This is a genomic window from Pseudonocardia sp. C8 (assembly GCF_014267175.1).
In the GTDB taxonomy this organism is placed as follows: domain Bacteria; phylum Actinomycetota; class Actinomycetes; order Mycobacteriales; family Pseudonocardiaceae; genus Pseudonocardia.
This window is the reverse complement of sequence record NZ_JACMTR010000002.1, coordinates 2,724,775-2,749,811: the sequence shown is the minus strand read 5'-3', so window position 1 is coordinate 2,749,811 and position 25,037 is coordinate 2,724,775. Positions and strand designations below refer to the sequence as shown.

Genomic DNA, 25,037 nt, shown 5'->3' with positions numbered 1-25,037 from the left:
TGGGACGCGCCCTCGCCGTCCGCCATCCCGGACGCGTCCTCAGCCGGCCGCCGAGGCGAGCGCCTTCCGCAACCGTTCCACCGACGACTCCAGACCCCACCGCGTGGCCAGCTCGTCCAGCCGCTGCGGGTCGGCCGGAGCGACCGGCAACGTCGCCTCGGGATGGCTGAGCTCCACCGGTGCGTCGGGCACCACTCGCACCACCGGCTCGACGACGTCGAGGTACGCCCGGGCCGCGGCCAGCTTCGCCCGCACCCCGGCCGCGAGCCGGGTGTCCCCGGCGGTGCCGACCGCGTCCAGCAGCTCCGCCCAGGACCCGAACCGGCCGACCAGCGTCGCGGCCGTCTTCGCGCCCACACCCGGCACGCCCGGCAGCCCGTCCGAGGGGTCGCCGCGCAGCATCGCCATCTCCGCGTACGCCGCACCGGCCCGCCCGCGCGGCAGCCCGTACTTGGCGGCCACCTCGTCGGGACCCAGGTTCTCGGCCTTGTTCAGGCCCCGCCCGATGTAGAGCAGCCGGACCGCGGGGGACGGGGTGTCCCGCACGATCTGCATCAGGTCCCGGTCCCCGGACACCGCCAGCACCGGGTCGGTGCGCTCCCGGTGCGCGAGCGTCCCGATGACGTCGTCGGCCTCGTGGCCCTCCGCGCCGCCGGTGCAGATCCCGGCCGCCGCCAGCAGCTCCATGATGATCGGCACCTGCGGGGCGAGGGTGTCCGGCACCTCCTCCGGCACCCCGGCGGGGACGGTGTCGGCCTGCTGCCCCTCGACCACCCGGTGCGCCTTGTACGACGGCAGCGCCGCCACCCGGAACGCCGGCCGCCAGTCCAGGTCCAGGCACGCCACCAGCCGGGACGGGCGGTGGTCGGTCACCACCCGGGCGATCATGTCGGTGAACCCGCGTACCGCGTTCACCGGGGTCCCGTCCGGTGCGGTGATCGACTCCGGGACCCCGAAGTAGGCGCGGAAGTACATGCTCGCGGAGTCCAGCAGCAGCAGCGGGCGGTCGCTCATGCCGGGAAGTCTGGCATTCCCGGCCGCTGGGGGCGCCGCACCGCCACCGGTTGGGCATGATGAGGCGGTGGAGCACAGCAGCACGGCACGGGTGAGCCTCGGCGAGCACGAGTGGGCCGAGGACCGCGCGCGGTTCGTCCGCGGCGAGAGCGACGTCGGGCCCGACGGTCTCGCCGACGCCGGACCGCTGGCCCGGGAGTTCACCACCCTGACCGGGTCGCTGCTGGCCTCCGGGTCGGTCGGGGACGTGCTGGCCCGCGTCGTCGGCGCGGTCCGCCGGGTCATCCCGGCGGCCGACCTCGTCAGCGTCACCCTCCGGGACCCCGACGGCCGCTTCCACACCCCGATCGAGACGGGCCCGGCCGCGTCCGAGATCGACGAGGCCCAGTACCGCAGCGGGCGCGGACCGTGCGTGGAGTCCGCCCGCGCCGACGGGCCGGCCCTCGCCGTGGCCGACGACCTGCGGACCGACCGGCGCTGGCCCGAGTTCGCCGAGGTGGCCGTGCGGCACGGCTACCACTCGGTGCTGGCCACCTCGCTGGTCCCGGACGCCGCACCGCCCCGGCTGCCCGGCGCGCTCAACGTCTACGCCCGGACCGCCGGCGCGTTCGTCCCGGCCGACCGGGACCGGTTGCTGCTGCTGGCCACGCACGCGTCGCTGGCCCTCGCGGCCTGCACCGCCGTGTCGGAGGCCGAGCTGAAGGAGACCCAGCTGCGCCGGGCGATCGCCTCCCGGGACCTGATCGGGCAGGCCAAGGGGATCCTCATGGCGCGCCGCGGCCTCACCGCGGACGACGCGTTCGACGTGCTGCGCCGGACCTCCCAGGACCTCAACATCAAGCTCGTCGAGCTGGCCGGGACGGTGACCGCGAACCCGCGGGCGCTCGACGCGGAGTGACCCGGCGCAGCTCCGCAGGGACGCCGCCGCAGGTCCGCGCGGGGGAGCCGCGGTAGGCCGGGCGGCGGTCGCACACCCCGCGTGCCCGCCTACGCTGCGGACCATGACCGATGCCGTCCCCACCGAGCTGCTCGCCGACCGGCTGCGCCGGGCGGGTGAACACGCCGCCGACCAGGGCACCGACGTGCTCTTCCTGACCCCGGGCACCGACCTGCGCTACCTGACCGGGTTCGACGGCGCCTCGCACGAGCGCCTGACCTGCCTCGTCGTGCCGGCGGCCGGGCACAGGGCCCCGCCGGCGCTGGTCGTCCCGGCGCTGGAGGCCCCCGGGTTCGCCGACGTCCCGCTCGAGGCCCTCGGCATCGACCTCGTCACCTGGACCGACGGCGAGGACCCGTACCTGCTGGTCAGCGACCTCGCCGGCGGGCCGACCCGGATCTCGGTGGACGACGCCATGCAGGCCCGGCACGTGCTCGGCCTGCGGGACGCCTTCCCGGACGTCCCGCAGGGCCTGGCCGGACCGGTGCTGCGCGAGCTGCGGATGCGCAAGGACCCGAGCGAGATCGCCGCGCTGCGCGCCGCCGGGCAGGCCGTCGACCGGGTGCACGCCCGGATGGGCGAGTGGCTGCGGCCCGGCCGCACCGAGGCCGAGGTCGCCGCGGACGTCTCCGCCGCGATCGTCGAGGAGGGCCACACCGCGGCCGCCTTCGTGATCGTCGGGTCCGGGCCGAACGGCGCCAGCCCGCACCACGACGTCTCCGAGCGGGTGATCGAGGCCGGGGACGTCGTCGTGATCGACATCGGAGGCCCGCTGCCGGGCGGCTACCACTCCGACTGCACCCGCACCTACGCGGTCGGCGCCCGGCCGGGCACCGAGGTCGAGGAGACCTACGCGGTGCTGCAGGAGGCCCAGGAACGCGCCGTCGCCGCCGTGAAGCCGGGCGTGACCGCGGCCGAGGTGGACCGGGCCGCCCGCGAGCACATCGCCGCCGCCGGGCACGGCGCGCACTTCATCCACCGCACCGGCCACGGCATCGGGCTCGACGTGCACGAGGAGCCCTACATCGTCGACGGCAACGACCTCGTCCTCGACGAGGGCATGGCGTTCTCCGTCGAACCGGGCATCTACCAGGACGGGAAGTGGGGCGCGCGGATCGAGGACATCGTCGTCGTCACCGCGGACGGCGCCGAACGGCTCAACACCAACCCCCGCGATCTCGTCGTCCTCTGAGGGACGCCTCCGGGGCCGGGTCCGGGATGTCCCCGAGCGCGACCCGGCCCGGTCCTGCCAGGGTGGACGGCGTACCCGTCGTCCACCTCGAAGGAGCTTCCGGTGAACATGCCGCAGTCCCGCAGTCTCGTCCGGCCGCGCAACGGGACGGTGATCGCCGGGGTCTGTGCCGGCCTGGCCGACCGGACCGGCATGAGCCGCACCACCGTCCGGCTGCTGTTCCTGCTGTCCTGCCTGCTGCCGGGCCCGCAGTTCGTGCTCTACATCGTGCTGTGGATCATCATGCCGAAGGCCGACTACTGAGCTGATCTGTGACCGTCGTCGCAGGGACCCGGTGTGGTCCCGCGGCGGCGGTCCTGCCATGATGGCCGCGTGATCGCCCCGACGACCGCCGCAGCGCGCGCCCACCGGCGCGCCGCCGCGTGTTGCTGTCGTCCGGGTCCGTGCCCGCGCGGCTGACGTCTCACGCTTCCGCGTTCTCTCGAGGGCACCGACCCGTTCCCGGTCCCGTCCGAACCGGCCGCCCGGCCCCGCACGCGAAGCGATCACCCAGGTGCACACCCCTGATCTGACCGGCGAGACCGTCCTCGCCCTGCACGCCCACCCCGACGACGAGGCGATCTTCACCGGCCTGACCCTGCGCCGGCTCGCCGACGCGGGCGCCCGCGTCGTCCTGGTCATGGCCACCGGCGGCGACCTCGGCGGGTCCCGGCTGCCGCTGGCCCCGGGCGAGGACGTTCCCGCGCGCCGCCGCCGCGAGCTCGAGGACGCCGCCGCCCTGCTCGGCGTGGACCGGCTCGTCCTGCTCGGACACCGCGACTCGGGGCTGCCCGGCGGTCCCGGGACCGCGCACCCGCGGGCGCTGGCCGGCGCCGACCCGGTCGTCCTCGGCCGGACCGTCGCCGAGCTGGTCGACGCCGAGGGCGCCGGCACCGTCATCCACGACGACGACGCCGGAATCTACGGCCACCCCGACCACCGCGCCGCGCACGCCGCCGGGGCGATCGCCGTCACCCTGACCGGCGCCACCGGCTACCGGATGACCGTCGACCGCGAGCACCTCGCCCTGTCCGCCCGCGACCGGCACCTGGTCCACGGCGCCGCCCGGGCCGCCGGCGTGCCGTTCGGCCGGGTCACCGCCGAGATCGCGGTCGCCGTGGGCGGCACCGACGCGGACCTGGCCGTCAAGCGGGACGCGATGCTCGCGCACGCCAGCCAGATCGACCCGGCCGCCGTCCCGGCCGCGACCTTCGCCGACGCCTACGGCTACGAGTGGTTCCTGCGCGGCGAGCGCGACGGCGCCGCGACGGCCCCCGGCGTCCTCGACGCCCTGGGCAACGCCCACCTGCTCGCCGGCGCCCGCTGACCCCACCCGGTGGCCGACGCGGTCACCGGGTCCTCACGGGGCCGGTCGTACGCTGATCGGGTGGCGTCCCTGCGCGTTCCCCCCACCGCCGGCGCGGCGACCGGCACCCCCGGCCCGAGCGCCGCGCGCCGCCGGCGCGACGCCGGCCTCGCCGCCGTCGTCGCCCTGCTCGGCGGCGTGCTGCTCTACCTGTCGTTCCCGCCCCGGGACGGGCTGTGGTGGCTGGCCCTGCCGGCGTTCACGCTGCTCGGCCTCGTGCTACGCGACGCCCGCCCGCGCCGCGGGTTCCTCGCCGGGTTCACGTTCGGGCTCGGGTTCCTGCTGCCGCTGCTGGTGTGGACGGGCTCGTTCGTCGGCTCGCTGCCGTGGGTGGTGCTGTCGGCGTTCGAGGCGCTGTTCCTGGGGCTGACCGGTGCGGTGATGGCGCTGGTGTCGCGGGTGCCCGGGCGGCTCGCCGCGCTCTGGCCGGTCTGGGCGGCCGCGGTGTGGGTGGGCGGGGAGCTGCTGCGGGGCAGCGTCCCGTTCGGCGGCTTCCCGTGGGGCCGGGTCGGGTTCGGCCAGCCCGAGTCGCCGCTGCTGCCGGTCGCCGCGCTCGGCGGGGTGCCGCTGCTGAGCTTCGGCACGGTCCTATCCGGTCTCGCGCTCGCCGAGCTGCTCCGCCGGGTGCTCGTGCGGCGGGGCCCGGCCGCCGGGGACGGGCACGCCGCGGCGCGAGCGCACGGGGTGGGATCCGAGGCGCGGGAGGACGTCGCGGGGTCCCCGCCCGCCGGCCCCGCGACAACAGCCGGCGGTGGCCACGCGGCGATCGCGGTCCCCGCCGTGCTGCTCGTGCTCGTCGCCGCCGCCGGGCCGCTCGCGGCGCTCGTCCCGGCCACCCCCGGGGCCCCGGCGCGCACGGTCACCGTCGCCGCGATCCAGGGCAACGTCCCGCGGCTGGGCCTGGACTTCAACGCCCAGCGCCGCGCCGTCCTCGACAACCACGCCCGGCAGACCGAGATCCTCGCCGCCGACGTCGCGGCCGGCCGCCGGCCCCAGCCGGACGTCGTCGTGTGGCCGGAGAACTCCTCCGACATCGACCCGCTGCGCAACCCGGACGCCGCCGCGCGCATCGACGCGGCGGCCCGCGCGGTCCGGGCGCCGATCATGGTGGGTGCGGTGCTGGTCAACCCGGGCCGGACCACCAGCAACGCCGCGCTGGTGTGGGAGGCCGGCACCGGCGTCGTCGACCGGCAGGACAAGCGCCGCATCCAGCCGTTCGGCGAGTACATGCCGTGGCGGTCGTTCTTCCGGCTGTTCTCGTCCTACGTGGACCGGGCCGGGTTCTTCGTGCCCGGCGACGGCGACGGCCTCCTCACGATCGCCGGGATCCCGACCGCCGTCGCGATCTGCTGGGAGATCGCCTTCGACGACGCGTTCGGCGACGCGGTCGATGCCGGCGCCCAGCTGCTCGCCGTCCCCAGCAACAACGCCACGTTCGGCCTCAGCGAGATGACCTACCAGCAGCTGGCCATGTCCCGGGTGCGGGCGGTGGAGCTCGACCGGCCGGTCGTCGTCGTGACCACCAGCGGGGTGTCTGCGATGATCACCCCGGACGGTGCCGTCACGGATGCGACCGGCCAGTTCGAGCCGGGTGTCCTGGTGGATCGCGTCGACCTCCGCACGACGACTACGCTGTCGGCACGACTGCGCTCCGGACCGGAGTGGATGCTGACCGTCACCGGTCTCCTCGCCGCCGGGCTCGCCCTGGGGGCGTCCCGGGGCCGGCACGGGGACACGGCGCGGCGCAGCGGCGCAGTAGGGTCGTCCGGTCGGGAGGCACGGGCAGGGAAGGACGGAAATGGCTGAACCACCGGGCCCGGTCCTGGTCGTCATGCCGACCTACGAGGAGCGGGACAACCTCGCTCCGGCCCTGGCCCGGCTGCACGCCTCCGTCCCCGAGGCCGACGTGCTCGTCGTCGACGACGCCAGCCCGGACGGCACCGGCCAGCTCGCCGACCGGCTCGCCGCCGCCGACGACCGCGTGCGCGTGCTGCACCGGGCCGGCAAGACCGGGCTCGGCGCCGCCTACCTGGAGGGGTTCCGGCACGCCCTGACCGGCGAGCACCAGGTCGTCGTCGAGATGGACGCCGACGGCTCGCACGCCCCCGAGGACCTGCCCGCGCTGCTGGCCGCGCTGGACGACGCCGACGTCGTCCTCGGCTCCCGCTACGTGCCCGGCGGCCGGGTCGTCGACTGGCCGTGGCACCGCGAGGTCCTGTCCCGGGGCGGCAACCTGTACTCCCGGCTGGCGCTCGGCGTCCCGATCCGCGACATCACCGGCGGCTACCGGGTGTACCGCCGCACCGTGCTCGAACAGCTGCACCTCGACACGGTCGCCTCCCACGGCTACTGCTTCCAGGTCGACATGGCCTGGCGGGCCGTGCAGGCCGGCTTCCGGATCCGCGAGGTGCCGATCACCTTCACCGAACGGGCCCGCGGTTCGTCGAAGATGAACGGGGCGATCGTCGCCGAAGCGCTCTGGCGAGTGACGTGCTGGGGCGTGTCGCACCGGCTCGGGCGGACCACCCCCCAGCATCCCGCGGGCCCGGTCGCCGAGGGCGCGCACACCCCCGGCTAACGCAGCTCCGCCAGCTCCGGCACCAGGTCGTCCAGCCCGAGGGTGCCCTGGGCCAGCGCCGCGGCGTGCCACGCGGCCAGGTCGAACGTCTCGCCCCGGGCCTCGTGCGCGATCCGGGCCCGGTCCCGGCCGGTCAGCCAGGCCCGCTCACCGAGCTTGTAGCCGATCGCCTGGCCCGGCCCGCCCAGGTAGCGCAGCAGCTCCGAGTCGGCCAGCGCGTCGCCGCCGCCGACGTGCAGCCCGAAGAACTCCCGGCCCAGCTCCGGGGTCCAGGTCTCGCCGGCGCCGACCGGCGAGTCCCCCGGCACCCGCAGCCCCAGGTGCATGCCCAGGTCGATCACCACCCGGACCGCGCGCATCATCTGCGCGTTGAGGTAGCCGAGCCGCGAGCCGGGGTCGGTGTGGTAGCCGAGCTCGTCCATCAGCCGCTCGGCGTAGAGCGCCCACCCCTCGACGTCGGCGCTCACGGCGCCCACCAGCGACGTCTGGAAGGTCGACAGCTCCGACGACCGCAGCGCCCAGGACGCCAGCTGCAGGTGATGGCCCGGGACGCCCTCGTGGTACCAGGTGCTGATCAGGTCCCAGAGCGGGTAGCGGTCGTCCGGGGTGGCGGGCAGCCAGGTGCGGCCGGGCCGGGAGAAGTCCAGCGACGGCGGCGTGTAGTACGGCGCCGCGGCGCTCCCGGCGGGGGCGAGCCGGGACTCGACCGCGCGGAGCCGCCCGGACAGGTCGAAGTGCGTCCCGTCGAGCTCGGCGATCGTCGAGTCCATGATCTTCTGCAGGTGGGCGCGGGCCGCCGCGCCCCCCTCGATCACACCGGTCGTGCCGCCGTCGGTGTCCAGGAAGGCCATCGCCTCGCGGGTCGTCGCGCCGGGCAGCACGCGGTCGGCCTCGGCGTCCATCTCGGCGCGGATCCGCCGGAACTCCGACCAGCCCCAGGCGTACACCTCGCCGGGGTCGATGTCGGCGCCGTTCCAGTACCGGCAGGCGATCCGGTACCGGTCGGGTCCGACGCCGTCCGGGGTGCCCTCGGCCACCGGCAGGTACTCGGCGCACAGCCAGTCGCGGAGCCCGGCGAGCGCCCCGGCGGCCGCGGCCGCGCCCCGGTCCAGCCCGGCCCGCACCGCGGGCCCGACCTCGGCGGGCTCGGCGAACGCCGCGAACCAGCCGCGGCCACCGGCGTCGGCGTTCCAGGCGGCGATCTGCTCGGCGACCCGGACGACCTGGCGGGGCGCGGCGAGCAGCCCCCGCCGGCGGCCCTCGGCCAGCGAGGCCCGGTACTGGTCGAGCGCGGCCGGGACGTTCGCCATCCGCGCGGCGACGGTCGCCCAGGCGTCCTCGCCGTCGAGCGGCATGAGGGTGAACGCGGTGCGGATCGTGGCCAGCGGGCCGAACAGCTCCTGCACCGCCCGCAGCGGCTCGCCGGACTCGGCGTGCGCGATCCGGGCGCCGAGCCGCTCGGTCAGCAGCCGGGCGCAGCGCCGCTCGTCGGGATCGGTGGGCTCGGGCAGCGCGGCGAGCCGGTCCAGGGTGTCCCGGCAGACCGCGACGTCGGCGGCGATGCCGTCGGGGGAGAGGTCGGGCAGCTCGTCCTGCCGCTCGGCGTACCCGAGGTCGCCCGCGACGATCGGGTCGAGCTCGGCGAGCCGGCGGACGTGGTCGTCGGCGAGGTCACGCACGCGGCGGGTGTGATCGGTCATCACCGGCCATCATGCCTGCGCGGACACGACGGAGCCCGGGCCCCTCCACGAGGGGCCCGGGCTCCGGACGATCGTGATCCGAGTCAGGCGATCTCGGCGCGCCGCTCGCGCAGCATCTCCAGCCGCTCGTTGAGCAGCTCCTCGAGCTCGGCGATCGAGCGCCGCTCGAGCAGCATGTCCCAGTGCGTGCGCGGGGGCTTCTGCTTCTTCTGCTCCGGCTCGGTCCCGTCGACCCGCCGGCCGATGCCGCCCTGCGGCGACTCCCAGGTCGCCGGCGCCTCGGCATCGTTCGCGAACGGCACCTCGAACTCGTGGCCGGACTCGGACACATAACGGACCATCTGCCGCGGCGCCAGGTCGTGGTTGCGGTCGGTCTCGTAGCTGACAGCCCCGAGCCGGCTGCCACGCAGAACGCGGTCGGCCATGCGTCGTCACCCTCCTTGCGGTCTGTCGAGGCGGCGGCACCTCGACGGTTACGTCGCCGCCACCGGTGTAACGTTCGTGGCGCTACGGTATTCCGGCGGCAGGGCAGTGAGTTCCTCCGGTTTCGACCCGGGGGCAACCCGTTCTGCGCCCGATGCGCCAGTGTTCCCTAACGCGCCCCGTTACACACGCGGATGTGACGTGTCAGCCGTGTGTGACCCTACTCACCGCCGTGTCGCCGAGTGTTCACGCTCCTGCCGGATCGCCCTCGACCCGTGGACGACCGTGCTGCTCCGGGGCCCGCACCGGCAGCAGCGCCACCAGCCCCGCCAGCAGGACGAGCACGATGCCGACCGTGCCGGCCCGGTCGGATCCGAACGCGAAGGTGAACAGCCCGATCAGTGCGGGCGCCAGGAACGACACCGCGCGGCCGGTGGTCGCGTAGAGGCCGAACATCTGGCCCTCCTGCCCGCCGGGGCAGACCCGCAGCAGGTACGACCGCGACGACGCCTGCGCCGGCCCGACGAAGATCCCCAGGACGAGACCGAACACCCAGAACATCACCGGTCCGGACACCACCAGCAGCACGCACCCGACCACGACCAGCCCGGCCAGCGACCCGACGACGACCGCCTTGGGCCCGAACCGGTCGTCGAGCCGGCCCCCGGCCAGCGCCCCGAGCGCGGCCACCACGTTGATCGCCACACCGAAGATCAGCACCTGGCCGGGGTCCAGCCCGTACACGGTCACCGCGAGCACCCCGCCGAACGCGAAGATCGCGTTCAGGCCGTCCCGGTAGAGCGCGCTGGCGCCCAGGAACCACACGGTGTGCGGGCTGGCCCGGTACAGCGCCACCAGGTCGGTGACCAGCTTCCGGTAGGACCCGGCGACGCCCAGCTTCGGCGCGTCGGGCACCGCCGGTGCCGTCTCGGGGAGCGCCACGAACATCGGCACGGCGAACACCGCGAACCAGGCCGCCGCGACCAGCACCGAGATCCGCACGTCGAGACCGTCCGCGGTCGGCACCCCGAACAGGCCGCCGTCCCCGGACAGGAAGCCGACGTACACGCCCAGCAGCAGGATGATCCCGCCGAGGTAGCCCAGCGCCCAGCCGAACCCGGACACCCGGCCGACCGTCGCCGGCGTGGAGACCTGCGCCATCAACGCGTAGTACGACACGTAGGACAGCTCGGCGAAGATCGACGCCAGGCCGAGCAGCAGCAGCCCCAGCCACAGGTGGGTCCAGTCCGCACGCACCCAGAACATGCCGACCATGCAGAGCACGACCAGCGCCGTCCACACGCCGGTCGCGCGCAGCCGCTGTCCCCTGCGGTCCGCGCTCTGCCCGATCACCGGGGCCATCAGCGCGATCAGCAGCCCGGCGGCCGCGGTGGACCAGGCCAGCCAGCTGTTCGCCGAGACCGGCCCGGGCAGGCCGGCCCCGACGGCGTCGGTCAGGTACACCGAGAACACGAAGGTCAGCGCGATGTGCTGGAACCCCGACGAGCCCCAGTCCCACAGCGCCCACGCCCACACGCGGGAACGGCGGGGCCCGGCCTCGGGCAGCACGGGAGCGGTCACGGCACGAGGGTATCGGCGGGCACCGACACCGGCCTGCGTGTGATCACGCAGATCCGGCCCGCTCGCCGAGCACCTGCAGCAGCCGGTCGGGCCGGTCGGACAGCAGCCCGTCCACACCGAGATCCAGCAGGGCGTGCATCTGCGCCGGCTCGTCGACCGTCCACACGTGCACCTCCCGCCCGGTCGCGTGCGCGGCGGCGACGAACCGGCGGTCCGCGGCCACCGGGATCCGGCCGAACGCCGGCGGGACCTGCGCGAGCAGCCCGGCGGGCGGGGGCAGGATCCACCGCGGCGCGCCCCACGCGCGGGCCCGCAGCGCGGTGACCGCGTGCTGGCCCATCGACGTGCACAGCACGTGGCCCGCGGCCCGCCGGGCGGCGATCAGCCTGCGGTCGTGGAACGAGCCCAGGCACACCCGGTCCCACGCGCCGGCCGCGTCGAGCGCGGCCAGCGTGGGGGCGATCACCGCGTCCGACTTCAGCTCGATCGTGATCCGGATGCCGGGCAGCGCGGCGAGCACGTCGGACAGCCGCGGCAGCGGCTCCCGGCCCCGCACCCGGACGGTGTCCAGCTCGGCGGCGGTGAGCCGGTCGATCCGCCCCGCGGTGTCGGTCGTGCGGTCCAGCGTCGGGTCGTGGTGCACGAACGGGACACCGTCGGCGCTGGCGTGCACGTCCATCTCCACGTAACGCAGGCCGTGGTCGGCGGCGGCCACGAACGCGGCGATCGTGTTCTCGCAGCCCGCGAGCTCGCCGAGGTGCCAGCCGCGGTGGGCGTAGGCACGCGGGAACGGACCCTCGAGGTACGGGTGCGGCACCCGGTCAGCGTGGCATCTCGAAGATCGTCCCACCACGGGGGAGCCGGAAACCCTCGGTGTCGAGCAGGGGACGCATGAGGTCCCCGTGGGTGTCCAGCCGCCCCGGCAGGTCGACCAGGGTGAACACGAGGTCCTCGGGCTCGCGGCAGGCCTCCACCTCGTCCCAGGTGAGCGGGGTGGCCACGGTCGGGCGCTCCCGCCCGCGCAGCGAGTACGACGCGATCGTCGTCTTGGCGGTGTTGTTCTGGCTCCAGTCGACGAAGACCTTCCCGCGCCGCCGGGCCCGGGTCATGACCGCGATCGTCTCCTTCGGGTGCGCGGCGGCGAGCCGCTCGGCGACCTCGCGGGCGAACTCGGAGGTCCGTTCCGGCTCGGTCACCCGCACCGGCAGGTAGAGCTGCATGCCCTTCCCGCCGGACGTCGACGGGTACACCGGAAGGCCGTGGTCGTCGAGCAGCGCGCGCAGCCGCAGCGCGACCCGGCAGCAGTCGAGGATCGTCGTGCCCTCTCCCGGGTCGAGGTCGAACACCACCCGGTCCGGCGGGTGCCGGCCGTCCCGCGGGCCCAGCCGCCACTGCGGCACGTGCAGCTCCAGCGCGGCCAGGTTCGCCGCCCACGCCAGCCCCTCGGCGTCGCCGAGCACGGCGAAGTCCGCGGACTCCGACCGGCCGCCGGGCGTCCCGACCCGGGCGGTGCGCAGCCACGGCGGGGCGTGCCGGGAGACGTCCTTCTCGAAGAACGACGACGACTCCACCCCGTCCGGCCAGCGCTTCAGCGTCACCGGCCGGCTGTCGACGTGCGGCAGCATCACCTCGGCGACGGCCAGGTAGTGGCCCAGGACGTCGGCCTTCGTCGTGCCGGTGGCCGGGTAGAGGACCTTGTCCGGGTTGCTCAGCGCGGCCCGCCCGTAGCCCTCGCGGGCCGGCCTGCTCGGTGCGGACCCCACGCGGACCTCCCGCCAGTCGTCGGTCGGGCCCCCCGGGTACCGGGACCCCTCGCGGAGCGCCACCGCCCCGGGCAGGCCCTGGGCGCGGATCGCGTCGAGCAGCCGGGCGCCGGCGTTCGGGTACAGCGGGACGGCGCGGCGGTGCGGGCCGTCGACCGGAAGGGCCTCCAGCAGCGTGCGGCGCTCGTCGAGGGGGAGCGGGCGGACGTCCCGGCCACCGGTGTGCAGCACGTCGGTGATCCACAGCTCGCCGCGGGCGGTCAGCTCGGCGTCGAGCAGGTGCCCGCCGGCACCGAGCGCCGGCCCGAGGTCCCGCAGCGGCCCGGGCGTGGGGATCGGCTCGCCGGGGACGCCGTCGTCGCCGACCGGGCGCAGGGTGAGCCGGCCCCCGTCGCTGCGGACCAGCACCCGCCGGCCGCCGAACACCGGGCGGACCCGCCACCCGTCACCGGCCGGGAGCCGCCGGGCCGCGGCGGCGACGCCCAGGACGACGTCGCGGGGGAGCGGCGCACCGGTCGGCGCCGAGTCGCCGGGCTGCTCGCGGGTGCGCCGCAGCAGCCACCGGTCCTTCCGCTCGCCGGGCCGGTGCAGGAGCACGTACCGGCCCCGGGCGCGCTCGCCGTGCAGCACGAACGCGACCTCGCGGTCGCTCCACTTCTCGGTGTCGTAGCGCCCGGAGTCCCACACCGTCATCCGGCCGCCGCCGTACTCGCCACGCGGGATCTCCCCGTGGAACTCCAGGTACTCCAGCGGATGGTCCTCGGTGCGGACGGCCATCCGGACCGTCTCGGAGTCCTCCGGCAGACCCTTCGGGACGGCCCACGACGCCAGGACCCCGTCCCGTTCCAGGCGCAGGTCCCAGTGCAGCGCGGTGGCGTGGTGCTCCTGGACCACGAACCGGTCGTTGCCGCCGGACTCCGCGGTGTCGTCGGGGACGGGCTCCGGCGTGCGGCGGGGATCGCGCTTGCGGCGGTACTCCTCCAGCGGCACGGCCCCAGAGTAACGAGCGGAACCTTGTGCAGACGGGTGATCGAATGTCAGGATAGGTTTGCCTATCACGAAGCAAGGGGTCACTGTGTTCGCGTGCATCTGTGCCGCCGTCACCGAGGTCGAGGTGCGGGACTGTGTCCGTGCCGGAGCTCGATGTGTCGACTCGATCGGGGACGCGTGCGGCGCCGGAACCGGCTGCGGGAGCTGCCACGACCGGCTCCAGACGCTGTTGCTGACCACGGCGCCCGGCGAGCAGGTCGGCCGGCTGCCCGCGTCGGCCTGAACGACGGGCTCACCGCAACACAGGTGAGGCTCTACGACCGTGAGCCGGTCCTGATCGGACGCACCCGGTGTGGCCTGGCCTACATTCCTCGTCGACGGTACCGGACGAGGGAGTGGAGCGAGCCATGCGCGGTGACGACGAGATCATCGGCCTGCTGAACGAGCAGCTCACCAGCGAGCTCACGGCGATCAACCAGTACTTCCTGCACGCCAAGATGCAGCAGAACTGGGGCCTGACAAAGCTCGCGGCCTACACCCGCAACGAGTCGATCGACGAGATGCGGCACGCCGAGGAGCTCACCGACCGGATCCTGTTCCTGGAGGGGCTGCCGAACTACCAGCGGCTGTTCACGCTGAACGTCGGCCAGTCCGTCCGCGAGCAGCTGCAGTCCGATCTGGCCCTCGAGCAGGGCGTCGTCGAGCGCCTGCGGCCCGGCATCGCGCTGTGCCGCGAGAAGGGCGACATCACCACGGCGAACCTCTTCGAGAAGATCCTCGCCGACGAGGAGCACCACATCGACTACATCGAGACCAACCTGGAGCTGATGGACCGGCTCGGTGAGCAGCTCTACCTCGCCCAGCTGGTCGACCAGCCGCCGACGGCGGGCTGAGCGCCGGCGCCGGGTCGGGCACCCGCCCGGCTCTCCGGTGTCACTCGTTATGACAGGTTCCGCTCGGGGTCACCGACTCCGAGGGGAGGGCTCGTGCCGCGGTGATCGCCAGTTGTGGAGTGCAGCGCCCGCCTCGCGAACGCCACACTCCACAACCGTCGATCACCGGGAGTTCTCACCCGTTTCGCCGTGGCGGGTGGCGGCGCGGGGCATGCTGCGGCGGGTGCGCATCCAGGAGCTGCTGCTCGCCCAGGACGGCGTCCTGCACCGGGACCAGGCGCTGCGATGCGGCCTGTCCCGGCAGGCGATCCGGCGTCGCGTCGCCCGCGGCGAGTGGGCGGATGCGCAGCCCGGCGTCCTCCGGGACACGACCCACCCCGTCACCGCAGCCGCCCGGGTCCGGGCAGCCTCGCTCTGGGCCGGCGAGGCCGGGCTGGTGAGCGGGCCCGCCGCCGCGTTCTGGCTGGGCATGCTCGCGGAGGCGCCCGAGCACGTCGAGATCACCGTGGCCGTCTCGGCCCGGCGCACGACACCCGCCGGGGTCCGGCTCCGGCGCCGGTCGGTCCCGGTGCAGGACCGGATGCGGGAGCGCGGCGTGCTGGTGACCGCGCCCGCGCTCACCGTCCTCGAGACCTGCGGCCGGGTTCCGGACGGCGCGGCGTTCCTGGACCGGGCCCTGCAGGGCCGGTGGGCGGTGCCACACCAGCTGCACGCCGCCTACTGCCGCAACGCGGGCGCGCACGGCATGGGTGCCGCGCACCGGCTGCTCGTCGCCGCGCTGGACCGCGCCGACTCGAAGCTCGAACGCCTCCTGATCCGGCTGCTGCGCGATGCGGGCCTGACCGGGTTCGTCCGCGGCCTGCCCGCCGGTGCCGGGCGCGAGATCGACATCGCGTTCCCGGCCGAGCGGGTCGCGATCGAGCTCGACGGCTGGGCCTGGCACACCGATCCGGAGCGGTTCACCGCGGACCGCGCCAAGGGCAACGCGCTGGTCGCCGCCGGATGGACGCTGCTGCGGTTCACCTGGCGCGACGTGACCGAGCATCCGGCGCGGACGGTCGCCGCGATCCGGCGCGCCCTCGGGCGGTGATCACCCGTTGTGGAGTGCAGCGTTCGTGAGGCGAGCGCTGCACTCCACGACCGTCGATCACGGCTCCTCTGTTGAGCCGATAATGCACGTTATGACAGTTCCACTGGCGATCGCGCCCCCACCCGGGCCGACGGGCAAGCGGTCAGGAATCGAGAAGCGCCCGGTGCCCGCCAGCGGCCATCGTGAACGGCATGACGAACTCCGACATCACCGCCCACGCCGCCCACCAGGGAGCTGCCGCCATGAGCGCCATCACCTCCGTCACCATCGAGGCTCCGGACCCCGCGTCGGCCGCCGCGTTCTACGACGCCCTCGGGCTGGCCGACGTGGTACGCGTGCGCGCCTCGGACGCGCCGACCTCGGGCTTCCGCGGCTTCACGCTCTCGCTGGTCGTGGCCCAGCCGAGCACCGTGGACGGCCTCGTGGGCTCCGCGCTCACCGCCGGGGCCACCGTGCTGAAGCCGGTCGGCAAGAGCTTCTGGGGATACGGCGGCGTCGTGCAGGCCCCGGACGGGACGATCCTGAAGATCGCGTCGTCGGCGAAGAAGGACTCCGGCCCGGCCACCCGGCAGATCGACGACGTCGTGCTCCTCCTGGGCGTGGAGAACGTCAAGGCGACCAAGCAGTTCTACGTCGAGCACGGCCTGCCCGTCGCGCGGAGCTTCGGCAGCAAGTACGTCGAGTTCGACACCCAGGGATCGCCGATCAAGCTCGCCCTCTACAGCCGGCGTGCCGCCGCCAAGGACGCCGGGGTCGACCCGGCCGGCACCGGTTCGCACCGGCTCGTGGTGACCGGCCCCGCCGGTCCGTTCACCGACCCCGACGGGTTCGCGTGGGAAGCCGCGTGACGGTCGCCGGTTCAGCCAGCTCGACCCGATCGAGCCGGACCCCTCGACGGAGCATCGCCCGAGCGTAGATCGTCCCGGGCCGGGTGCGGTCCCGCGCACGTCTCGCCGGAAACCCGAGACAACCTCGACCGTCCTGTGACGTCTCTCACGGCATGCAAGTCCGTGACCGCTCGTGAGAGGACCAACCGCCATGTCCACCAGGACCGTTCGACTACTCGGTGCCGCAGCGCTGGCCTGCGCCGCGGCGCTGACCCCCGCGGTACCCGCCGGCGCCGCGACCCCGGCGTGCGACCTGACGTGGGGATCGCTGCCCGAGACCGCGGCGCCGATGAACCCCTCGCCGCTCGTCACCACCCGTACCGGGCAGCACCAGTGCTGGGACCGGGTGGTGTTCCAGATCGCCGGATCGGTCGGTGCCGGCTGGGACGTGCGTTACGTCGACACCGTCGTGCAGGACGGGTCCGGGACACCGCTGAGGGTGCCGGGCGGGGCGCGGCTGGCGGTCGTGCTGCACCACCCCGCGTACGACGAGGCCGGGGACGCGACCTACCTCCACCGGGTCGGCCCGGTCGCGAACGTCACCGGCTACCGCACGCTGCGCAGCGTCGTGTTCGGCGGCTCCTTCGAGGGCTACACGACGTTCGGGGTGGGCGTGCGCGGCCGGCTCCCGTTCCGGGTGTTCGCCCTGCCCGGGCCGGGTGGCGACACCCGCATCGTGCTCGACGTCCTGCACTCCTGGGACGCCGGCCGCTGACCCGTCGGGCCCGTTCAGAGCACCGGATGGGCGGGCTGGTGGGTGACCTGCTCGATGTCGGCGGCCGCGGCGTCGAGCAGGTGGTGGCTCAGGTCGGCGAGCGCGCGGGCGGCGGCCAGCTCGTCGCCGATCTGGGGCACGTCCCGGTCGGCCGGGTTGAGCCGGGCGAGCCCGACCCCCGTCTGGCGCGCCGTGTCCGCGGTCTCCAGGCGGGCGATCGCGCGGGTACGGCCCTCGTGCTCGTCGATGTCGATCTCGACGGTCCACTTCTTGAACTGGTCCATGCCGACCCTCCGTTCCGGTCCGGCGACGCCGTCCGTCCCGCGGGCGATGTCGCAGGTGCGGGCTTCCCCCGCGCCGGGATTGTCCCAGCGTGGCCGGCCCGCCGACAGGGTGCGACGGCCACGTCGTGCGTCCGCCCGTCCCTGTGACCGAGCCCGCCCGCGCTCCCCATGGCGCGCGCGACACCCCTAGGTTGGACGCCGTGAAGGTCCTGTTGCTGGAAAACATCCACCCCGGTGCCGCGGAGGCGTTCCGACGTGCGGGCTTCGAGGTCGAGACCCGGCCCGGCTCGCTGTCCGGCGACGAGCTCCTCGACGCGGTCTCCGGCGTGCAGTTGCTCGGCATCCGCTCCAACACCACGATCACCGCGGACGTCCTCGACGCGGCGAAGGACCTGCTGGCCGTGGGTTGCTTCTGCATCGGCACCAACCAGGTCGACCTGACCGCGGCGGCCGACCGCGGCATCGCCGTGTTCAACGCGCCGTACTCGAACACCCGCAGCGTCGTCGAGCTGGTGCTCGGCGAGATCGTGGTCCTCGCCCGCCGGCTCACCGAGAAGGCCCAGCGGATGCACGAGGGGGTGTGGGACAAGTCCGCGCGCGGCAGCCACGAGTTCCGCGGCCGCACCCTGGGAATCGTCGGCTACGGCAACATCGGTACCCAGCTGTCGAACATGGCCGAGGCCGTCGGCCTGCGGGTGATCTTCTACGACACCGCGGACCGGCTCGCGCACGGCAACGCCCGCCGGGTCCCGACGCTGGACGCGCTGCTGGAGCAGGCCGACGTCGTCTCCATCCACGTCGACGGCCGTCCCGGCAACGCCGGCCTGTTCGGGGCCGAGCAGTTCGCGAAGATGAAGCCGCGCTCGATGTTCATCAACGCCTCGCGCGGCATGGTGATCGACGAGCAGGCGCTGCGCGAGAACATCCTGTCCGGGCACATCGCCGGCGCCGCGGTCGACGTGTTCCCGACCGAGCCGAAGGCCCAGGGCGACCCGTTCGACTCGCCGCTGCGCGGCCTCGACAACGTCATCCTGACCCCACACATCGGCGGGTCCACGCAGGAGGCGCAGGAGGAGATCGGCTACTTCGTCTCCACGAAGCTGAAGGACTTCGTCACCGGCGGCGCCACTCCCCTGTCGGTCAACCTGCCGAACGTCGCGGCGCCGCGGCCGCAGGGCGTGTTCCGGACCGGCTACCTGCACACGAGCGCGCCGGGCGTCCTCGCGAACATCAACCGGCTGCTCGCCGACGCCGGTGTGAACGTCGTCGGGCAGTCGCTGTCCACCCGCGGCGAGCTGGGGTACGTCCTCACCGACACCGACCAGATCCTGCCCGACGACGTGCTGGCCGCGCTGCGCCGGGCACCGGAGACCGTGTGGCTGCGGTCCTACGAGATCTGACCCCTCACGCGCAGGCCCCGTACTCCGCGACGTCCGAGGGGTGGATCGGGCCGTGCTCGCCGTGGTGGACCACGAAGTCCACCCGCGACGGGCGGCGGAACAGCCCGCCGCCCGTCGGCCGGCGGTAGACCAGCGGCGCGCACCGGTAGCCGAACAGGGCCCGGGCCCACCCCTCGGCCTCGCCCTTCGGCAACGCTCCCCCGCCCCGGACGGCCACGGCCAGCTCCCAGATCCCGACGCCGGCGGCCGGAGCCGCGGCGTCCGGGGCGGTCGCCGCGACCAGCACCAGCTCCCCCGCTCCCCCCACCGCGGTGACCGTGACCTGGCAGCGGTGCCACTCCGCCAGCGGCCGCGGGTAGGGGTAGTCGAGCAGGCCGGCCCGCAGGGCGGTCACGGCGTCGCCGTGCCGGTCCTGGATCTCCTGCGAGAGATCCACTGATCGCTTGCGGCGCAGGTCGGCGTTGATCAGCCCGGGCTCGACCGCCATCCCGTCCCCATTCCGTGTGTTCTTCTACAGCTCGTAGAGTAGTCTAGGTCACAGGCCGGGGCCGGGCGAGCGCTGACCGCGATTCCAGGCCCATGTGGACACCCGACGCGGTCGCTGCGCTGCGCCGGAGCACGGCGGGCACGGCGCGTCCCGCCGGGTTCCCGGGCCCGCGCGCACCGTCGATATGCTCGTCCCGACGCCGGACGGGCTTCCGGAGGCGCGACGCGAGAGGGACTGCAGTGGCGAAGGTCGAGACGATCCGGCTCGTCGACGACATCACGGGTGGTGAGGCCGACGAGACGGTCGGCTTCGGACTCGACGGGCGCAGCTTCGAGATCGACCTGAGCTCGGCCAACGCCCGCCGGCTGCGCGACGACCTCGCTCCCTACCTGGCCGCCGCCCGTCCCGCGGGCACGCCCGGCGCCCGGAAGGCCCCGGGGCGGGCCTCGGCGCCGGTGACGCCCGCGGTGTCCGACGGCAGCGAGTCGGGGGCCGCCGCCCGCGAGCGCAACCGTGCCGTGCGGGTGTGGGCCCGGGAGAACGGGTTCACCGTCTCCGAGCGCGGCCGGATCCCCTCCGAGATCGTCGAGGCCTACCACCGCGGCACGCCGGCCCCGGCCGCGGCCGAGCCCGAGCCGGTCGAGCCCGAGCCGACCCCCGCCCCGGCGACCGACCGCCCCCAGCCGCCGGTCGTCGAGTTCAGCGGCTGAGCCACCGGCCGGCCGGACCGGACGTCACGGGCAGGAGACAGCGAGAGCGGCGAGCGTGCGCGTCAGCGGCTCGGCGACGGGATGCCCGGCGGCGGGGCCGGCAGCGGGCCCGGGGTGTACGACCCGGACCGCAGCACGTCCGACCGCTCCAGGGTCGGGTCCACCGCGTTCGGCCGGTACGGCTGCACCGCCTGCACCTTGCCCCAGTCCCGCGCGGGATCGCCCTCGAGGTAGGTCGGCAGCTCGGTCTGCTTGCCGATCACGGTGATCCAGCCCAGCGGGCCGCCCGCCTGCGGTGTCGACCAGCCCTCGCCGTCGATCCGCATCCGGCTGCCGTCGGCCTGCAGCCGGTAGGCGGGGGTCTCGGCGATCCCGCCGGCCGTCGCGAACGGCCGCAGGCACGGACTCGCCAGCGACACCGGGTACTCCAGGAACATCGGCTGGTTGCCGACGATCGTCGACAGGGGTGCGAGCTGCGGCGCCCGCATCGGGGCGACCGCCAGCCACCCGTCGGCGCCCAGCGAGTTGTCCTGCGCCACCAGCCGCACCTCGGTCGCGGACCGGGCCGGCTCGGGGAGGTCGAAGCGCAGCTCGCGCCACGGCATCTCCTCGCCCCGGCCGTCGTCCAGGGTGCTCTGCTCGACGATGCGCACGCGGCCGTCGGGCAGCCGGGTCGCGTACTGCACGGTCAGCTTGTTGCCGCCGCCGAGCCGTCCCGCCGCGGTCACCACCAGCGGGGTGGTCCCGGCCCGCTGCTCCTCGGTGAGCCTCATCCACGGGGTGCGCAGGGTGCCCGTGTTCCGCCCGGACGGGTCGAAGCTGCCGAACGCCGGCGCGGCGTCGCTGCCCAGTCCCCCGGTGAGGACGTACTCGAAACCGGACACCCCGGAGCCGCCGCCGGTCGGCGGGACGCCGTCGCGCCGGAACCCGGAGCCGCCGCTCGAGGGGTCCCGCAGCTGCGCGTCCGGGCTGTTCGCCGGGACGACACCGGGCGGCAGCGGGGCCGGCCGGGTGGCCGTCTCCCCCGGCGGGGGCGGCGGGGCGACGGTCGGGAGCAGGTCGGGCCGCGCCGGCGGCGCCATCCCGGCCGGCTCCGGGGCGGCCGCCAGCACGCCGTCCACCGGGCGGCGCTCGGCCAGCACCTGGCTCGCCAGCCCGCAGGACCCGCCGAACGGGTTGGACAGCGCGTCGGCGCCCATCGACCAGGACCCGGACTGGTTCTCGATGGCCGACACCATCGTCCAGAGGTTGAACGCCACCAGCAGCCCGCACAGCACGGCCAGCGGTGCCGAGGTCAGCCGCAGGCGGCGGGTCGCCGCGAGCGCGGCCGAGGCGTCCTGGCGCCAGTCCCGGGCCCGCCACCAGCGTCCGATCACCGGTAGCCGGCCGATCGCCCGCTCGACCCCGGCCAGCTGGTCGGGGTGGCGCTCCTCGCGGATCCCGCGCAGGTGCTCGACGCCGGCGCCGACGGCCAGCAGCAGCGCCAGGACCAGCACCACCGACGACGCCTCGTAGCCCATGATCATGATCTGCTGGTTGGCCCAGGGCACGCCCCAGTTGTTCGTGTACCACCAGATGTTCGGCCCGGCCGCGGACAGTGCCGCGACCAGGAACGCCGCCGACAGGAACGCGAGCCGGTTGCGCAGCGACCGCAACGCGTCCGAGCCGGTCGCGATGGCCGCGAGCGCCACCATGCCGGCCCCGAGGCCGACGAGGTCGCCGAAGTGGTGCGTCCACTTGGTCGGGGTCATCGCGAAGATCAGCAGCGAGATGACCGTGCTGCCGATCAGCCGCTGCGCCGGGCCGAGCGCCGCGCCCGGGATCCGGTTGCGGCGGATCAGCACCACGACGCAGGCCAGCGTGCAGAGGATGACGAGCAGGATCGGGAACCGGCGGGCGATCGAGCCGTCGGCGTTCACCCCGAACAGCGGCGCGTACCGCTCGGCGATCTCGGTGTACCAGGGCCAGTCCGGACCGACGTCGGAGCGGATCGTGGTCGAGTCGACGACGGCCGCCCAGCTCTGGTCGGCCCAGGCGATCATCAGGATGGCCGTTCCGGCGGCCAGCAGCGGCGCCAGCACGGCGACCGCGCCGAACGCCCGCACCCGGGTGGCGAGCAGGTGCCACAGCGGCCGGACGCCGGCCAGGAACGGCGCGACCGCGATCAGCCCGGCCGGGTTCGCGCCGACCGCCATCGACGCCGCGAACAGGCCGATCGCCACCGGCAGCACCCGCTGCAGCGCGATCGCCCGCTCGACGCAGACCAGGGCCAGCAGGGAGCAGACCACCACGACGGGCTCCGGGCGCAGCCCCGAGTTGTAGGCCATCCAGAAGGCCAGGAACACCGCCGCCGCGGCCCAGGTCGCGGCGTGCGAGCGGCGGGCCTGCCGGCCCAGCCGGGGCAGCAGGCCGCGCGAGACCAGCCACCAGGCCGCGATCCCCATCAGCACCGACGGCAGCCGCAGCCACAGCAGGGAGTCGGAGACCTGCACCCACAACGCGTAGAGGTCGTAGAACCAGCCGAACGGCGCCTCGGCGGCGTTGTACCAGCGGTAGTAGTTGCCGACGTAACCCGAGCTGGGGACGTTGCGGACGATGCCGAGCGTGAAGCCGTCGTCGGAGGTCTGGCCGCCGATCGCCGCCCAGACCGCCAGCACCGCGGTCACCGTCAGGTCGGTCGCCCGGGGCCGCGCGCGCGACCACCAGCGGCGCAGCCGGGGCGGCCAGCGCTGGGCGAGCCCACCGGCCTCCCGGCCGGCCCGGTGCGGGCGCCGCCCGAGATGCCGGTCGACCCCGGCCAGCGCGAGCAGCGACCCGACGAGCGCCAGGCTCGCGACGACCGTGGCCAGCGTCTTCCAGAACGACGGGCTGGTGTCGAAGCGGGTGTCCGGGCTGATCCGGACCGACGTGCCGTCGAGCGGGGCTCCGGCCGCGTCCAGGTCGGAGTAGATGCCGACGACCTGCGGGCGCAGATCACCTTCGAAGGTCTGCGCGCCGGAGCCGAGGTCGACGGTGGTCGACCCGGCACCCGAGGTGATCCGGATCTCCGACGGGCCGTCCCGCAGCGGCGCCGCGGCGAGCTGCTGGCCGCGGTTGACCAGCGTGAGCTGGTCGTCGGCGACCGTGAGCACCATCCCGGTGCGGGCGCCCTCCGGGGACTCCGGCGGCACCGTGGACAGGACGGTCGCCGGTGCGGCGCTCCGCGCGTCCAGGCTGCGCATCGCCTCGGCCGGGACGATCACCGACATCGACTCGGGCCGCAGGGCCACGAGCGGGGCGTTGACGTCCTGGGCGCCGGTGGTCGGCGACGGCCAGACGATCGTGTTCTCGTGCTGCACCACGGGCAGGAACGGCACGGCGACCGCCAGGACGAAGGCGAGCAGGCCGAACCGGCCGGCCCAGCGGAGCCGGCGCCCGTCACGTGACGTGTCGACGGCCTCCCGTTCCGCGACCGTCGGATCCTCGGTGAGCACCGGACGACGGTAGCGACCCCCGTTCCGGCGACATGGGGAGGCCCCGGGGTGAGCCGGTTACCGGCGGGTCGCCCGGATCAGCCGCTCCTCGGCGTCCACCCCGGGCCCGACCTCCGGGAACCGCGTCAGGAAGTACACCCCGGCCAGCCACCAGCCCCCGACGATGATCCACTCCGGGAGCCCGAGCGCGGCCGGCATGCCGGGCAGGTACAGGGCGAACAACACCAGGCCGGCGACCGCGGCCACCGTTCCGACGGTCGGGCCGGCGCCGACCCGGAACGGCCGCGGCAGGGCCGGCTCGCGGCGGCGCAGGACCAGGAACGTCACCGCCACCAGCGTGAAGCCCATGGTGATCGTGAGGCCGCCCGCGTTCACCAGCCAGGTCAGCATCTGGTCCCCGAACAGCGGGGCGAGCACGGACAGCCCGCCGATGAACAGGATGGCGTGCGACGGCGTCCGGTACCGCGGGTGGACCGCGGCGAACCAGCGGGGCAGCATCCCGGACGCCGCCATCGCGTACACCAGCCGGCTCGCGCCGATCAGGAAGGCGTTCCAGCTGGTGAGGATGCCCGCGACGCCGCCGAGTACCAGCAGCGTCCCGAACGCGGGATGGCCCCACAGCGTCGCCATGGCGTCCGCGGCGGCGAGCTGAGAGCCCCCGAGCGCCTCGTCGCCGAGGGCGAACCCGGTGCCGAGGACGATCACCACGTAGAACGCGATCGCCATCAGCACGGAGACCACCAGCAGCCGTCCGATGTGCCGCTCGGGCAGGTTGATCTCCTCCGACGACTGCGGGATGACGTCGAACCCGACGAACAGGAACGGCACCGCGACCAGCACGCCGAGCACGCCGGCGAACCCGCCGTCGAACCAGGGCTCGGCGGTCGCGGTGCTGCCGCCGGCCACCGTCCCGGTCAGCATCACGATCCCGACCGCGACCAGGAAGACCACGGCGACCGTCTGGGCGACGGCGGCGGGACGGATCCCGACGTAGTTCAGCGCGGTGATGACGACGGCGCCGACGATCCCCACCAGCGCCCAGGTGGCGTACACGTCGTAGCCGGCGATCGACCACAGCCGGCCGGCCTTGAGGTCCGGGAACAGGTAGAGCGCGGTCTCCGGCAGCGCCACCGCCTCGAACGCGACCACCGACAGGTAGCCCAGCACCATCGCCCAGGACACGACGAACGCCCACCGTGACCCGAGCGCCCGGAGCACGTAGTGGTGCTCACCGCCGGCCTTCGGCATGGCCGCGACGAGCTCGGCGTAGGTGAGCCCGACGACGGCCATCACGGCGCCGCCGAGGACGAACGCGAGCGCCGCCCCCGCGGTCCCGGCCCCGGACACCCACTCCCCGGCCAGGACCACCCAGCCGAAGCCGATCATCGCGCCGAACCCGACGGCGAGCACGTCGGCCCGGCCGAGCACCTTCACGAACGCCTGGTCGTCCTGTCGCGTCACAGGTCCTCCCCTCCCCCGGTCCCGTTGGCGCACAGCATCCCTCACCGGTGATCG

22 protein-coding genes and 1 pseudogene are annotated in these 25,037 nt (G+C 74.6%); 13 read left to right on the top strand and 10 right to left on the bottom strand.

The genetic code is table 11. The features are described 5' to 3' along the window. Positions 1 to 39: 39 nt before the first annotated feature. Complete coding sequence (locus H7X46_RS13310; protein WP_186359708.1) at positions 40 to 1,014, bottom strand: 5'-3' exonuclease; 975 nt, start codon at positions 1,012 to 1,014, stop codon at positions 40 to 42. Between the two features lie 91 nt (positions 1,015 to 1,105). Here H7X46_RS13310 and H7X46_RS13305 point away from each other — a divergent pair, with 91 nt between their 5' ends. The 6 genes from H7X46_RS13305 to H7X46_RS13280 all read left to right on the top strand — a co-directional run bounded on the left by H7X46_RS13305 (position 1,106) and on the right by H7X46_RS13280 (position 7,126). Beyond that, positions 1,106 to 1,912 (top strand): ANTAR domain-containing protein, encoded by an 807-nt coding sequence (locus H7X46_RS13305; RefSeq protein ID WP_370589068.1) that lies wholly within the window; start codon positions 1,106 to 1,108, stop codon positions 1,910 to 1,912. A gap of 103 nt (positions 1,913 to 2,015) precedes the next feature. Beyond that, on the top strand, positions 2,016 to 3,143 hold the full coding sequence (locus H7X46_RS13300) for a Xaa-Pro peptidase family protein (RefSeq protein ID WP_186359706.1): 1,128 nt from the start codon (positions 2,016 to 2,018) through the stop codon (positions 3,141 to 3,143). A gap of 108 nt (positions 3,144 to 3,251) precedes the next feature. After that, positions 3,252 to 3,446 (top strand): PspC domain-containing protein, encoded by a 195-nt coding sequence (locus H7X46_RS13295; RefSeq protein WP_186362643.1) that lies wholly within the window; start codon positions 3,252 to 3,254, stop codon positions 3,444 to 3,446. Positions 3,447 to 3,696: 250 nt separating this feature from the next. Further along, on the top strand, positions 3,697 to 4,509 hold the full coding sequence (locus tag H7X46_RS13290) for a PIG-L deacetylase family protein (RefSeq protein ID WP_186359705.1): 813 nt from the start codon (positions 3,697 to 3,699) through the stop codon (positions 4,507 to 4,509). A gap of 60 nt (positions 4,510 to 4,569) precedes the next feature. Beyond that, entirely contained in the window at positions 4,570 to 6,354 is a 1,785-nt protein-coding gene (gene lnt / locus H7X46_RS13285; protein ID WP_186359704.1) for an apolipoprotein N-acyltransferase, read from the top strand. Further along, positions 6,347 to 7,126: a polyprenol monophosphomannose synthase gene (locus H7X46_RS13280; RefSeq protein ID WP_186359703.1), complete on the top strand. Its 780-nt coding sequence runs from the start codon at positions 6,347 to 6,349 to the stop codon at positions 7,124 to 7,126. The genes lnt and H7X46_RS13280 overlap by 8 nt, the downstream gene beginning before the upstream one ends. On the opposite strand, the gene H7X46_RS13275 is transcribed toward H7X46_RS13280, so the two are convergent. The 5 genes from H7X46_RS13275 to ligD all read right to left on the bottom strand — a co-directional run bounded on the left by H7X46_RS13275 (position 7,123) and on the right by ligD (position 13,583). Continuing rightward, complete coding sequence (locus H7X46_RS13275) at positions 7,123 to 8,826, bottom strand: DUF885 domain-containing protein (protein ID WP_186359702.1); 1,704 nt, start codon at positions 8,824 to 8,826, stop codon at positions 7,123 to 7,125. The genes H7X46_RS13280 and H7X46_RS13275 overlap by 4 nt on opposite strands. Positions 8,827 to 8,909: 83 nt before the next feature. Then, positions 8,910 to 9,251: an RNA polymerase-binding protein RbpA gene (locus tag H7X46_RS13270; RefSeq protein ID WP_186359701.1), complete on the bottom strand. Its 342-nt coding sequence runs from the start codon at positions 9,249 to 9,251 to the stop codon at positions 8,910 to 8,912. A gap of 244 nt (positions 9,252 to 9,495) precedes the next feature. Then, positions 9,496 to 10,830 (bottom strand): MFS transporter, encoded by a 1,335-nt coding sequence (locus H7X46_RS13265; protein WP_370588745.1) that lies wholly within the window; start codon positions 10,828 to 10,830, stop codon positions 9,496 to 9,498. Between the two features lie 43 nt (positions 10,831 to 10,873). Beyond that, positions 10,874 to 11,647, bottom strand: a complete 774-nt coding sequence (locus tag H7X46_RS13260; protein WP_186359700.1) for a glycerophosphodiester phosphodiesterase family protein — start codon at positions 11,645 to 11,647, stop codon at positions 10,874 to 10,876. 4 nt (positions 11,648 to 11,651) lie between these two features. Continuing rightward, on the bottom strand, positions 11,652 to 13,583 hold the full coding sequence (ligD, locus tag H7X46_RS30640) for a non-homologous end-joining DNA ligase (protein ID WP_370588744.1): 1,932 nt from the start codon (positions 13,581 to 13,583) through the stop codon (positions 11,652 to 11,654). 85 nt (positions 13,584 to 13,668) lie between these two features. Here ligD and H7X46_RS13245 point away from each other — a divergent pair, with 85 nt between their 5' ends. The 5 genes from H7X46_RS13245 (at position 13,669) to H7X46_RS13225 (ending at position 17,168) form a co-directional block, all read left to right on the top strand. Beyond that, entirely contained in the window at positions 13,669 to 13,866 is a 198-nt protein-coding gene (locus tag H7X46_RS13245; RefSeq protein WP_186359699.1) for a (2Fe-2S)-binding protein, read from the top strand. A 124-nt stretch (positions 13,867 to 13,990) separates the two neighbouring features. Beyond that, positions 13,991 to 14,476, top strand: coding sequence for a bacterioferritin (bfr, locus tag H7X46_RS13240; protein WP_186359698.1), 486 nt, complete (start codon positions 13,991 to 13,993; stop codon positions 14,474 to 14,476). A 223-nt stretch (positions 14,477 to 14,699) separates the two neighbouring features. Next, positions 14,700 to 15,566 carry a type IV toxin-antitoxin system AbiEi family antitoxin domain-containing protein gene (locus tag H7X46_RS30635; RefSeq protein WP_186359697.1) on the top strand — a complete coding sequence of 289 codons (867 nt, stop codon included), beginning with the start codon at positions 14,700 to 14,702 and terminating at the stop codon, positions 15,564 to 15,566. 242 nt (positions 15,567 to 15,808) lie between these two features. Further along, positions 15,809 to 16,414: a glyoxalase gene (locus H7X46_RS13230; RefSeq protein WP_186362640.1), complete on the top strand. Its 606-nt coding sequence runs from the start codon at positions 15,809 to 15,811 to the stop codon at positions 16,412 to 16,414. A 190-nt stretch (positions 16,415 to 16,604) separates the two neighbouring features. Next, positions 16,605 to 17,168, top strand: a complete 564-nt coding sequence (locus H7X46_RS13225; RefSeq protein ID WP_222131296.1) for a hypothetical protein — start codon at positions 16,605 to 16,607, stop codon at positions 17,166 to 17,168. 14 nt (positions 17,169 to 17,182) lie between these two features. On the opposite strand, the gene H7X46_RS13220 is transcribed toward H7X46_RS13225, so the two are convergent. Next, the gene (locus H7X46_RS13220) at positions 17,183 to 17,452 is read right to left on the bottom strand and encodes a DUF1876 domain-containing protein (protein WP_186359696.1); all 270 of its coding nucleotides are present in this window, start codon (positions 17,450 to 17,452) and stop codon (positions 17,183 to 17,185) included. 200 nt (positions 17,453 to 17,652) lie between these two features. On the opposite strand from H7X46_RS13220, the gene serA reads away from it, so the two are divergent. Then, positions 17,653 to 18,852 carry a phosphoglycerate dehydrogenase gene (gene serA, locus H7X46_RS13215; RefSeq protein WP_186359695.1) on the top strand — a complete coding sequence of 400 codons (1,200 nt, stop codon included), beginning with the start codon at positions 17,653 to 17,655 and terminating at the stop codon, positions 18,850 to 18,852. A gap of 4 nt (positions 18,853 to 18,856) precedes the next feature. On the opposite strand, the gene H7X46_RS13210 is transcribed toward serA, so the two are convergent. Beyond that, positions 18,857 to 19,339, bottom strand: coding sequence for a hypothetical protein (locus H7X46_RS13210; protein WP_186359694.1), 483 nt, complete (start codon positions 19,337 to 19,339; stop codon positions 18,857 to 18,859). Between the two features lie 239 nt (positions 19,340 to 19,578). On the opposite strand from H7X46_RS13210, the pseudogene H7X46_RS29605 reads away from it, so the two are divergent. After that, positions 19,579 to 19,941 (top strand): annotated as a pseudogene (locus H7X46_RS29605) (Lsr2 family protein); the annotation flags it as partial. 170 nt (positions 19,942 to 20,111) lie between these two features. On the opposite strand, the gene H7X46_RS13200 reads toward H7X46_RS29605, so the two are convergent. Continuing rightward, positions 20,112 to 23,522: an arabinosyltransferase domain-containing protein gene (locus tag H7X46_RS13200; protein ID WP_186359692.1), complete on the bottom strand. Its 3,411-nt coding sequence runs from the start codon at positions 23,520 to 23,522 to the stop codon at positions 20,112 to 20,114. A 57-nt stretch (positions 23,523 to 23,579) separates the two neighbouring features. Beyond that, positions 23,580 to 24,983, bottom strand: coding sequence for an APC family permease (locus H7X46_RS13195; protein WP_186359691.1), 1,404 nt, complete (start codon positions 24,981 to 24,983; stop codon positions 23,580 to 23,582). Positions 24,984 to 25,037: the final 54 nt, after the last annotated feature.